Source organism: Rhizobium sp. AP16, from assembly GCF_000281735.1.
GTDB lineage: Bacteria > Pseudomonadota > Alphaproteobacteria > Rhizobiales > Rhizobiaceae > Rhizobium > Rhizobium rhizogenes.
Genome location: NZ_AJVM01000015.1, coordinates 30616 through 43244, shown reverse-complemented (window position 1 = coordinate 43244; position 12629 = coordinate 30616). Strand labels below are relative to the sequence as shown.

8 protein-coding genes are annotated in these 12629 nt (G+C 61.2%); 1 reads left to right on the top strand and 7 read right to left on the bottom strand.

The features are described from left to right. The first annotated feature begins 387 nt into the window (after nt 1-387). Nucleotides 388-2337: a M23 family metallopeptidase gene (locus PMI03_RS08965; RefSeq protein WP_007692141.1), complete on the top strand. Its 1950-nt coding sequence runs from the start codon at nt 388-390 to the stop codon at nt 2335-2337. Nucleotides 2338-2376: 39 nt separating this feature from the next. On the opposite strand, the gene PMI03_RS08960 is transcribed toward PMI03_RS08965, so the two are convergent. The 7 genes from PMI03_RS08960 to PMI03_RS08930 all read right to left on the bottom strand — a co-directional run bounded on the left by PMI03_RS08960 (nt 2377) and on the right by PMI03_RS08930 (nt 12565). Next, nucleotides 2377-2886, bottom strand: coding sequence for an AAA family ATPase (locus PMI03_RS08960; RefSeq protein WP_007692140.1), 510 nt, complete (start codon nt 2884-2886; stop codon nt 2377-2379). A gap of 150 nt (nt 2887-3036) precedes the next feature. Continuing rightward, the gene (gene clpB, locus PMI03_RS08955) at nt 3037-5637 is read right to left on the bottom strand and encodes an ATP-dependent chaperone ClpB (protein WP_007692139.1); all 2601 of its coding nucleotides are present in this window, start codon (nt 5635-5637) and stop codon (nt 3037-3039) included. A gap of 249 nt (nt 5638-5886) precedes the next feature. Then, a complete protein-coding gene (locus tag PMI03_RS08950; RefSeq protein WP_007692137.1) occupies nt 5887-6591 on the bottom strand; it encodes a DUF4167 domain-containing protein in 705 nt (234 codons plus the stop codon). Nucleotides 6592-6937: 346 nt separating this feature from the next. Next, nucleotides 6938-7813 carry a peptide chain release factor N(5)-glutamine methyltransferase gene (gene prmC, locus PMI03_RS08945; RefSeq protein ID WP_007692135.1) on the bottom strand — a complete coding sequence of 292 codons (876 nt, stop codon included), beginning with the start codon at nt 7811-7813 and terminating at the stop codon, nt 6938-6940. Further along, on the bottom strand, nt 7810-8889 hold the full coding sequence (gene prfA, locus PMI03_RS08940; protein ID WP_007692133.1) for a peptide chain release factor 1: 1080 nt from the start codon (nt 8887-8889) through the stop codon (nt 7810-7812). Before prfA ends, prmC begins: the two co-directional genes overlap by 4 nt. Nucleotides 8890-8920: 31 nt before the next feature. Then, nucleotides 8921-11188 (bottom strand): phosphoenolpyruvate--protein phosphotransferase, encoded by a 2268-nt coding sequence (ptsP, locus tag PMI03_RS08935; RefSeq protein WP_007692131.1) that lies wholly within the window; start codon nt 11186-11188, stop codon nt 8921-8923. A 102-nt stretch (nt 11189-11290) separates the two neighbouring features. Further along, a complete protein-coding gene (locus PMI03_RS08930) occupies nt 11291-12565 on the bottom strand; it encodes an aspartate kinase (RefSeq protein ID WP_007692129.1) in 1275 nt (424 codons plus the stop codon). Between the last annotated feature and the right edge of the window lie 64 nt (nt 12566-12629).

The following is a 12629-nucleotide window of genomic DNA, read 5'->3' as shown; positions in this document are numbered from 1 at the left end:
GTGGGCTTATAATCCCCACCCCAGAGACAAGTCAACAGACGATTTTGAAAAATGCCAAAAAAAGAACAAGTGATTGATTCTTATGATAGTTTTATGAAGGCTGCCGAAGCCGGCTCATAATAGGCCCCAAAAACCCCGATAACACCGCCAGACCACGCTGGAACGGTGCCATTATACGTGGGGGATCGCATAGTATGACAATAAGCAGCCCTTGATCCCTACCCTATCCACACCAGATAAGGCCGATCTTGTCACTGAAACCGGGGCTCTCGAAGCACCGAAACAGTCCACAGACCAGATGCGCCTCATTTGACTCGTCCGTCATAAATATGCACATCTTCGCCCCCAGCTACACGGCTCGCATGAAGGAACCGGATCTCGATTGGCATGATGACGGACAAGATGATGCTCCGATCGCTCGGAAACGAGCCGCCAATCCTGGCCGATGGCAGGCGGGCGCCGGACCGGCGCGAGGTTTCCCTACGCTGGCTTTCGGGCACGTTCCTCACCGGCATCACCTCCAGTATATTGATGGGCGTTGCCCTGTTTGCCGCACTCGACGGGCGCCAGCAGCTCGCCATTCCCGCCGAAGCCTACGCGACATCGGACAGCGGCAACCATGACAGTACCGAGGATCAGGTCGTGCGTGGCGGCCGCCTCGTGTCGACCGCCATCGCGTCCAAGCCGTCGGACCGGAGCATCCTGGAAGTCTCGACAGTGGTGCGCGACGGCGACAAGGAAGTGGTGCGTCGCCAGCCCTTCGCGCATGTGAAGATCGCGCTTGCCACCAACCGTGTCGCCACAGAGACCTATCCGGCCTTCGATCCCTTGGCGATCTTTTCCGCCGACGAGAACATTCCGCCGCCCGCCAATCGTACCGGCGCCATCTACGGTTCCGACGTCGAATCCGAGGTCAGCCTGAAGACCGTGCCTTTCCCGGCCAAGGATGTGCCCTTCCCGCTCGCCGGTTCGATGTCGCTGGACGAGGTCGAGGAGAATGTCCGCTCCAACGGCTCCGTGCTCACCGACGGCAATACCCAGCTTTCCGCGCTCTATTATATCGACCCGCGCCGTTTTGCGACGGATGACACCGATGTCGACCTAACCGCCGGGCTTGCCGCCCGCATCGTCGAGGAGAACATGTCGGTCTCCGCCCCTGAAGCAGTCACGCCGCAGACGCAGGAATTTGCCGACGACATTATCCCGGTCCGGGAAAACACGCCGATCGCAACGGCGCTTACCAGCGCCGGCTACCTCAAGGCGGATGCGGACGACATCACGGCGAAGATCGTGCCGTTGTTCGGCGCCTCCAATCTTTCCGGCGGCGACGTACTGCGCATCGGCATTCTGCAGAAGGGCGAGCAGGCAAGGATTATCCGCGCCAGTATCTATCGCGGCACCAAGCATGTCCTGACCGTCGCCGAGAATGATCATGGCGATTTCGTTGCCGGCAGCGAACCGCCGATGCTCGACGCCATCGCAACCGCCTTCGACAATGACGCACCGGTGGTTGCCACCGGCCGCGACCTGCCGAGCGTTTATGACGGTATCTATCGCGCCGCCCTTTCCTACGGCATGTCCAGGGAAATGGTGGCGCAGATCGTCAAGCTGCTCGCCAGCAACGTCGATTTCCAGGCGCAGCTGAAGCCGACGGATTCGCTCGAAGCCTTTTTCTCCGTCGCCGACGCAAACGGCCAGGCGACGGCCGATTCCGAACTGCTCTACGTCAACGCCAAATTCGGCGACACGGTCACCCGCTTCTATCGCTTCGAGGATCCGGACGATCATTCGATCGACTACTTCGACGATAGCGGCAAGAGCATCCGGCAGTTCCTGCTGCGCAATCCCGTGCCGACCGGCATCTTCAAGTCCGGCTTCGGCATGCGGCGCCACCCGATCCTCGGCTTCGCGCGCATGCATACCGGCGTAGACTGGGCAGCGCCCCGCGGCACGCCAATCATCTCTGCCGGCAACGGCATCGTCGAAAAGGCCGGCTGGGATTCCGGCGGCTTCGGCAATCAGACGTTGATCCGCCACGCCAATGGCTATGTCTCCTCCTACAACCATCAGAGCGCTATCGCCAAGGGCGTGGTTCCCGGCGCCAAGGTGGTGCAGGGGCAGGTTATCGGCTTTATCGGCTCGACGGGTCTGGCCACCGGACCGCACCTGCATTACGAGCTGATCGTCAACGGCACCAAGGTCGACCCCCTGCGCATCCGCCTCCCCGGCGGCAAGACGCTGGACGGCGTCGCACTCGCCAAATTCCAGGACGAGCGCAAGCGCATCGACACGCTCCTGAGCGACGAAAAGTCGAAGCAGGTTGCAAGCAAGGACTAACCTTCAGGCGTTTGAGCAGCCTGGTAGCAACCAGAGATTTCAGTCCTGACTATGCCCCAGCCGAACCATCAGCTCGGCAATGAGATCATCCACGGCCTTATGAGCGGTATCGACGACGATCGGGCGGGTGCCCCAGTCCTCATAATGCCGGTTGACGGTCTTGTCCCATGTCGGCTTTACCAATCCTTCGATATCCGTCATCCGCGTTTCAGCACGCCGGCGATGTTCGGCCCTATCCGAACAGACGACTTCCACTTCGACCGCTTGCGTGCCTGCCCGCTTTGCGACCGATAGCCAGGCATCACGCGTGATACGGATGGAATTGACCGAATCCGCGACGACCGTCTGTCCCAGCTTGAGGTTGTCCTCGGCGACACCATAGGCAATCATATAGCCGGCCGGGCCTTCATTCGCTTTCAGAACATCGGAATTTCGCAATGCGTGCTCGATCGTATCGACCCGGACATACACAGCCTTCAACCGTTTCGCCAAAGCCTGCGCCGTCGTGGTTTTACCGCTGCCCGGCAAGCCCCCGAAGATAATAAGCATGATGATGTCCCCCTCTCCGAGCGATTCTCCAACGCCATGCAAGCTTCACCGAAGAGCCTTGCGGCGGCAAGGCGCTTTCGACACACGCCTCCGACGAAAATGGCGGCCCGAGAGCCGCCATTTCATAGAGTCACATGAGAACCAAGCCGCTTACGCCGCTTCGCTGACCGCCCCGCGCGGGCGGAACAGCAATCTGTCCGAACCGCTGGTGACCAGTACGCGCGACCCATCCGGCAACTGGCCGGAGAGAATCTGCTCGGCGAGTGGATCCTGGACGTATTTCTGGATCACCCGCTTCAGCGGTCTTGCGCCATAGACCGGATCATACCCCCTGTTGGCAAGCCAGTTGCGGGCATCCTCGTCGAGTTCGAGCGCGATCTTGCGTTCGGACAGCAGCGTCAGAAGCCGCTCGAGCTGGATATCGACGATCGCCCCCATTTCTTCGCGCTTCAGGCGATGGAACAGGATGATCTCATCGACACGGTTCAGGAATTCCGGCCGGAAATGCGCCCGCACCACATCCATCACCTGCTCGCGCACCTGTTCACTGTCATCACCTTCCTTCAGCTGGGTCAGGTATTCGGCGCCGAGGTTGGAGGTCATGATGATCATGGTGTTGCGGAAATCGACCGTGCGGCCCTGTCCGTCCGTCAACCGCCCGTCATCCAGAACCTGGAGCAGGATGTTGAAGACATCGGGATGCGCCTTCTCGATCTCGTCGAACAGCACGACCTGATAGGGCCTGCGGCGGACGGCTTCGGTGAGCGCGCCGCCTTCCTCATAGCCGACATAGCCGGGAGGGGCGCCGATCAGCCGGGCAACGGAGTGTTTCTCCATATATTCCGACATGTCCATGCGTACCATGGCCGTATCATCGTCGAAGAGGAAGCGGGCGAGCGCCTTGGTAAGCTCCGTCTTGCCGACACCGGTCGGGCCGAGAAAGATGAACGAGCCGATCGGCCGGTTCGGATCCTGCAGGCCGGCGCGCGAGCGGCGAACGGCACGCGACACCGCCTGAACGGCATCGCCCTGGCCAACAACCCACTTCGCCAGTTCGTCTTCCATCCGCAGCAGCTTGTCGCGCTCGCCCTCCAGCATCTTGTCCACGGGAATCCCGGTCCAGCGGGAGACGATATGGGCGATGTTGTCGGCGGTGACCACTTCCTGCACCATGGAATCGCGACCGCCATCCTGCTCTTCGGCAGTCTGGAGATCCTTCTCCAGGTTCGGGATCACGCCATAAGCAAGCTCGCCGGCGCGCTGGAACTCACCCTTGCGCTGGGCAATGGCCAATTCGTTGCGGGCTTCGTCGAGCTTCTTCTTCAGATCGGCGGCAAGACCCAGCTTCTGCTTTTCGGCCTGCCAGCGCGCGGTCAGCGCATCGGCTTCCTCTTCCAGCGACGTCAGCTCGGTCTCCAGCCGCTTCAACCGGTCGGCCGAAGCCTGGTCGGTTTCCTTCTTCAGCGCTTCGCGCTCGATCTTCAGCTGGATGATGCGGCGATCAAGTTCGTCTAGCTCTTCCGGCTTCGAATCCACTTGCATGCGCAGGCGCGCCGCGGCCTCGTCCATCAGGTCGATGGCCTTGTCCGGCAGGAAACGGTCGGTGATGTAGCGGTTCGACAGGGTCGCCGCGGCCACCAGGGCGGCATCGGCGATGCGGACCTTGTGGTGCTGCTCGTATTTTTCCTTCAGGCCGCGCAGGATCGAGATCGTGTCCTCGACCGTCGGCTCTTCAACCATGACTGGCTGAAAACGACGGGCAAGCGCCGGATCCTTCTCGACATGCTTGCGGTATTCGTCAAGCGTGGTCGCGCCGACGCAATGCAGCTCGCCGCGGGCAAGAGCGGGCTTCAGAAGGTTCGAGGCATCCATGGCGCCATCGGCCTTGCCGGCTCCAACAAGCGTGTGCATCTCGTCGATGAACAGGATGATCTCGCCGTTTTCCGACTGCACCTCGTTGAGCACGGCCTTCAGCCGCTCTTCGAACTCGCCGCGAAACTTCGCGCCGGCAATCAGGGCACCCATGTCGAGCGCCATCAGCTTCTTGTCCTTCAGCGATTCCGGGACGTCGCCATTAACGATGCGCAACGCCAAGCCTTCGACGATCGCCGTTTTGCCGACGCCGGGTTCGCCGATCAGCACGGGATTGTTCTTCGTGCGGCGGGAGAGGACCTGGATGGTGCGGCGAATTTCGTCGTCGCGTCCGATCACCGGATCAAGCTTGCCCTCGCGGGCCTCGGCGGTGAGATCGCGGGCATATTTCTTCAGGGAATCGAAGCCCTGCTCCGCATTGGCGGAATCGGCGGTGCGGCCCTTGCGGATATCGTTGATGACCTGGTTGAGCCCGGCCGGCGTGACGCCAGCCTTCTTCAGCGTGGCCGAGGTCGACGCAGACGATTCGATCGCCAGCGCCTGCAACAGGCGCTCGACCGTGACGAAACTGTCGCCGGCCTTCTTGGAGGCCTCTTCGGCCGTGGTGAAGACCTTGGCAAGCGGCTGCGAGAGATAGACCTGGCCGTCGCCGCCGGACACTTTCGGCAGCTTGGCAAGGGCGGCGTCATTTGCGAGACGCGCAGCCTTGGCATCGCCGCCGGCGCGCTCGATCAACGAGGCAGCCATGCCCTGGTCGTCGTCCAGAAGCACCTTCAGCACATGCTCAGGCGTGAATTGCTGGTTTCCTTGCGACAATGCATTGGTTTGCGCGGACTGTAAAAAGCCGCGCACGCGCTCGGAGTATTTTTCAATATTCATTTGTAGACCTCCATGAATCGCCCTGCCCAGACTGGCACAGACCGATGTTTGAGATTGAGCCCCCTGAAAAGGCAGACCCCGCCCGCCGCCGATTGAGATTTGCGGCAAGGCAACAGGGGAGAATATGGGAGGGGATTTGAAGAGTTTAAAGGGTGCCGGAAACGAAAAAACCCCGGCTCACGCCGGGGTTTTTGTAAACACATGACTGGCTCCGCCTTTGCAGCAGCGACCCGTGCATATGAACAGTCTTTATTCCGTAGCAGCTTCCACCAGTGCGGGGGCTTCGCTCGGAGCAGCTTCGCCTTCGCCCTGACCTTCAGCATCGGCATTGCGGCGCGGCTGACGACGGGGACGATTGCCGGCATTGCGACGGCGGGGCTGGCGCTCGCCGGCAGCGACGGGCGTTTCTTCCTCGATCGCAACTTCGGCCGGAATGCCTTCGATCACCGGCTGCGGGCCGGTGCCGTCGATAACCTCGGGCTCAGGCGCGGCAACGACGGCTGGAGCAGGAGCGCGGACACGTACCGGAGCAGGAGCCGGCGCCATCTGCGGCTGATCATCCATGTCATTGTCGTTCGCATCCATGTCATCCATGTCGCGGTCGGCATTGTCACGATCGTTGGGGTTATGTTGTTCGTCGCGCTGAAAGCGTTCCTGCATCTGCGCCTGGGCGCTGGCAATGATCCGGTTGTAATGTTCAGCGTGCTGAAGATAATTTTCCGCCATAACGCGGTCGCCGGAGCTCTGCGCGTCGCGAGCAAGCGTCGCGTACTTCTCGGCGATATGCTGCGCGGTTCCGCGGATTTTCACATCGGGACCGGAGCTGTCGTAAGTCCTGGTCAGCGGGTTTGAGCCCTTGCGGTTGAAGTTGTTATTGTTGTTATTGTTTCCGCCGCCGCCGCCGTTGTTGTTACCACGCCCCCGACCGCGCTTATTCTGCTGTCCTGGCCTCATAGATCCTTCACCTGAATTTTCTTAGTTGGGATGAAATTATAAACGGCACCTGCCGCCGTGGCTGGAAACCTCCAAGCCAGAGCCTGCGTGCCGCAAGCAAACTGCGCCTTTAGCGCTCGTCTGCCGCTCGACTACGTCAGATTAACTGATCACGCATTGGGTTATCTTCAACCTTTGACACTCTTATCAGAGAGCGGATCCCCGAGGCTGTCCAAGACAGGCGAATCGTCTCGCCTATTCCCAGCCGCCCAACGCGTGAGCGCAACCTATATCGCTTCCTCAGGAAATCCAAGCCTTTTCTTTGCGATAACAACAAGGTCCCACGGACCTGCTGCAAATTGTCGCGTTAATGGTGATATTGAAACACGAGCACCCGGTCGTTGTGTCCATAGTCCCGGGCTGCTTCGATTAGGAAAAATCCTGCTCCTTCAAAAACCGAAGTCACCGTCTTCCGCTGATCATAACCGATCTCCACACCGACAATACCATCCGGGTGTAGAAACCGCGCCGCATCCTTTGCGATTGCTCTGTAAGCATCCAGCCCATCAAGGCCGCCATCGAGAGCTGCCGGAGGATCGAAATTCTTTACTTCTGGAGCGAGAGTGGAAATGACACTGGACTCAATATAGGGCGGATTTGAGACAATAACGTGAAATCGACCGTGGATGGCCTCAAACCAGCTTCCCTGCACCGTGTCAAACCGCTCGGCGAGACCGTTGCGCGCGGCATTCGCCCGCGCCGTTTCCAAAGCTTCGCCGGAAATATCGGAACCGATGCCCATTGCCTGCGGGCATTCATAAAGAAGCGCGAGACAGATGGCCCCGGTTCCCGTTCCCATATCCAATAGATGGATCGTCCCATGGTCCGTTGCAAGGCGCCGCGCATGCGGCAGCACGGTATCGACCAGGATTTCAGTATCGGGACGCGGTTCGAGCGTCGCAGACGACAGCGTCATGGGCAGGCCATAGAACTCCCGCTCGCCGAGAATGCGATGCACCGGCTCGTGATTAAGCCGGCGCGCAATCGCGCTCCGCGCTGCCTCCGCGCGATCCGGCGCCACGACCTCGGCGCCGCGCGTAACCAGCTCAGTCGATGAGAGCTGAAGAAGACCGCCGACGAGGATGCGGGCCTCGGTGGCGGGATCATCGAGATCGGCCTCGATGAAGCGGGCGCGCACCTCCTGGAACAATCCAGCGACAGTTGCTCCCGGCCCGCCGCTCATGCCTGTTCGCCGAGCTGGGCGAGTTGGCTCGCCTGATAATCCGCGCGAAGCGCATCGACCACTTCGTCGATCTCGCCTTCCATCATCCGGTCGAGCTTGTAGAGCGTCAGGTTGATGCGATGGTCGGTGACGCGCCCTTGCGGGAAATTATAGGTGCGGATGCGTTCGGAACGGTCACCGGAGCCAACCTGGCTCTTGCGGTCGGCAGAACGTTCGCTGTCGGCGCGCTGACGTTCCATGTCGAAGAGACGCGACCGCAGCACCTGCATCGCCTTGGCGCGGTTCTGATGCTGCGACTTTTCCGAGCTTGTCACCACGATCCCCGAGGGAAGATGGGTAATACGCACCGCCGAGTCCGTCGTGTTGACGTGCTGGCCGCCGGCACCGGAGGAACGCATGGTATCGATGCGGATATCCTCGGCGCGGATCTCGATATCGATTTCCTCGGCCTCCGGCAAAACGGCGACGGTTGCCGCCGATGTATGGATGCGCCCCCCCGCCTCGGTTTCCGGCACGCGCTGCACGCGATGTACGCCGGATTCGAATTTCAGCCGCGAGAACACGCCCTTGCCGGTGATCGTCGCGATCACTTCCTTGTAGCCGCCGGCTTCGCCGTCGCTGGCCGAGAGGATTTCCACCTTCCAGCCATTGTTCGCCGCGAAACGCTCATACATGCGAAAAAGATCGCCGCCGAAAAGGGCGGCTTCCGAGCCGCCGGTTCCGGCGCGGATTTCGAGGATCGCGCTCTTTTCGTCGGCCGCATCCTTCGGCAGCAGCAGGATCTGGATGTCCTGTTCCAGGAGCTCGATCCGCTCCTTGACCTCGGGCAATTCCATATCGGCGAGATCGCGCATCTCGCGGTCGACCGACTTATCGGCAAGCATGGCTTCCAGATCCGAAGCCTCGGCGATCGCCTTCTCATAGTCGCGGATCTTGGCGACGACCGGCTGCAGTTCGGAATATTCGGAAGCAAGCTTCACATAGACATCCGCCGCCGGACCGGCGGACATACGCGCTTCGATCTCGCCGAAACGGCGTTCCAATTCGCGCATTTTTTCAATGGGAAGGTTTGCCACCCCACACTCCGATTCTTCTTATTTGTTCTGTCTACAATGGAATATTGTGGCTCTCGGCGAAGCCCGCAAGGATGTCGCGCATCGAGGCCGTCGGACGCTTGTCGTCCAGCGCCTCTTCCATGACCTTCGACAAGGCCTGGAGATCGAGACCCAGCAGCATCGCCTTGACCGGGCCGATGGAGGCCGGCGACATCGACACCGAGCGGAAGCCGAGGCCCAGCAGCGCCATGGCCGAAATCGTCTTGCCGGCAAGTTCGCCGCACAGCGTCACCGGCGTCTTGTTGCGCTCGCCGGCGCGCACAATGTCGCGCAGAATACGCAGGAACGGACGCCCGAGCGGATCGAAACGGTCCGAGACGCGCGCATTGCCGCGATCGACCGCCATCGAGAACTGGAAGAGATCGTTGGAGCCGACCGAGACGAAATCGACCGCCGCCATCAGCTCGTCGAGCTGCCACAGCAGCGCCGGCACTTCCAGCATGGCGCCGAATTGCAGCTTGCGCGGCAGAGCATGGCCGAAGCGCGACAGATGCTGCACTTCCTTCTGCAGGAGTTCGCGCACCGCCTCGATCTCGGAGACCTCGGTGACCATCGGCACCATCATCTTCAATTCGCCGTCGGCGGCGGCCTTCAGCATGGCGCGCAACTGCGTGCGCAACAGGCCGGGCCGATCGAGCGACAGGCGAATGGCGCGCCAGCCGAGCGCCGGGTTTTCTTCCTCATGAGCGCGGAAATAGGGCACAACCTTATCGCCGCCGATATCGAGCGTCCTGAAGGTGACGACGCGCCCGCCCGCCTGCTTCAACACACTGCGATAGAAGGCTTCCTGCTCCTCCGCCTTCGGCATGGTCGAGGCGATCATGAATTGCAGCTCGGTGCGGAACAGGCCGATGCCTTCTGCGCCGGATTCGGCAAGTTGCGGCAGATCGACCAGCAGACCGGCATTCATCAACAGCGAAATGCGCTGCCCGTCCCTGGTGACCGACTCGACCGAACGGAGCGCCCGGAACTGCTCCTGGCGGCGAGCGCGGAAACGCACCTTTTCTTCATAGGACCGCTGGTGATCGGCCATCGGCCGCAGATGCACATGGCCGCCGTCGCCATCGATGATGACGGAATCGCCGTTTTCCGCGAGAGCCACAACGCCCGCCGCCTGGCCGACGACCGGGATGCCCATGGCGCGGGCGACGATGACGACGTGGCTGGTAACCGCGCCCTCTTCCAGCACCAGGCCGCGAATATTGGCGCGGGGATAATCGAGCAGCTCGGCAGCGCCCATGGCGCGCGCAAAGATCACTGCATCGTTCGGGAAGCCGTCGGCGGCCGTGCGGCCGGAATAGCCGGTGAGCTGGCGGAGCAACCGATTGGCCAGATCCTCGAAATCATGCATGCGCTCACGCAGATAGGGATCAGTCAGGCGCATCATCCGCGCCTTGGTATCGCTCTGCACCTTCTCGACCGCGGCTTCCGCGGTCAGGCCGTTGCGGATCGCCTCTTCCAGCTTGCGCACCCAGCCCTGGTCGTGGGCGAACATGCGGTAGGTTTCCAGAACCTCGCGGTGCTCGCCCTCCATGGAGACGTCGCGCCGCGACAGCATGTCGTCGATGGAGATGCGCAGCGAGCCGAGCGCCTCGGCCAGCCGGCCGATTTCCTTGTCGGTATCCTCGTTCAGGAGATTGGTGACGACGATGCGCGGCTCGTGCAGCACGACATAGCCAAGCCCGACGCCTTCATTGTAGCTGTCGCCGTCGATGGTGACCGAGCGGGTAAGGTCGAGCTCGAGGCCCGGCTTGGTGATCTTCTTCAGCTCGCCGGTAGCGATCATCTCGGCCAGCACCATCGCCGTCGTCTCGAGCGCTTCCAGCTCTTCTTCGCGATAGTTGCGGCTCGCCTTGTTCTGCACGACGAGAACGCCGAGCGAGCGGCCGGTGCGCAGGATCGGCACGCCGAGGAAGGAGTGGTAGACCTCTTCGCCGGTTTCTGGCAGGTAGCGGAAGGCGGGATGCGATTGCGCGTCCGAGAGATTGAGCGGCTGAGCGGAAGCGGCGATCGTGCCGACCAGGCCCTGGCCCATCTTCAATTGCGAAAGGTGGACGGCTTCCTTGTTCAGACCTTCGGTGGCGTAGAGTTCGAGCACGCCGTCGGCGCGCAAAACGTAAACCGAGCAGACCTCCGCGACCATGTTGCTGGCGATCTGGCGGACGATCCGGTCAAGACGCTCCTGCGGCTCCAGCGGCTCCGCCATCAATTCGCGCAGCCGCTTGAGCAGAACGCGTGGACCGCCGGATAGGTCTCTCATTGCGTCTCTAGCTCCCGAAATCAAGATATTGCCGCCAGTCTTGCCCACGTCAGGGCCGGCCGAAACTCACCTCCGTCACGGTCCGTTGTCAGCAATCCTTTATCAACTCTTATCCAGACCGTAGCAGGAATGCAAAGTCCTGACTGCGAGTTCCGCATAAGGACCGTCGATCAGGATGGAAATCTTGATTTCCGACGTCGTAATGGCCTTGATGTTGATGCCTTTTTCGGCAAGTGCCTGGAAAGCGGTCGCAGCGACGCCGGCATGCGAGCGCATGCCGATGCCGATGACCGAAACCTTAACGAGACCTGATTCGTTTTGGACGACGTCGTAGCCGATCTTGTCCTTGTTTTCGCCGAGAACGCGCAGCGCCTTTTCAACATCGCCCGAAGGAACCGTGAAGGTCATGTCGGTCTTGGAACCGTCTTCGGAAATGTTCTGGACGATCATGTCGACGTTGATATGGCTTTCAGCCAAAGGCCCGAAGATCGCGGCGGAGACGCCCGGCCGGTCGGCAAGACGGCGCAGCGAGATCTGGGCTTCATCCTTGGCATAGGCAATGCCGGTGACTACTTCCTGTTCCACGATTTCTTCCTCGTCACAAATCAGCGTTCCGGGCGGGTTCAACAGATCGCCCATGCCCGGAGCATCGGGATCTTCAAATGAAGAGCGCACGAAAGTGCGGACCTTAAAGACCATGGCCAGCTCGACCGAGCGCACCTGCAGCACCTTGGCGCCGAGCGAGGCCATTTCGAGCATTTCTTCGAAGGCGATCTTCTTCAGACGACGCGCCTTCGGCTCGATGCGCGGATCCGTCGTGTAGACGCCGTCGACATCGGTATAGATATCGCAACGATCGGCCTTCACCGCGGCGGCGATCGCCACGGCAGAGGTATCGGAGCCGCCGCGACCGAGCGTCGAAAGACGGTTGTCCGGGCCGAGGCCCTGGAAGCCGGCGACGACAGCCACCTGGCCTTCCTGCATGCGGCGAATGATATCCTCGCCTTCGATCTCGAGGATGCGGGCCGCGCCATGGGCGTTGTCGGTGCGGATCGGGATCTGCCAGCCCTGCCAGGAGCGGGCATTGATGCCCATCGCCTGCAGCGCGATCGCCAGGAGACCGGAGGTCACCTGCTCGCCGGAAGCGACGATGGCGTCATATTCCCGCGCATCATAGATGGAATGATTGGCGCCAGCGACCTTCGGCATGTTCTGCACCCAGCCGACCAGCTCATTGGTTTTGCCGGACATGGCGGAAACGACGACCGCAACCTCATGGCCCGCCTCGACTTCACGTTTCACATGGCGTGCGACATTCCTGATACGGTCCAGATCCGCGACGGACGTTCCGCCGAATTTCATCACGATGCGTGCCATGTGCCTCTACCAGTATCAGCGCCGGGCGGCCGAAACGCGATGAGCCCGGCATGCAAAACAGCCC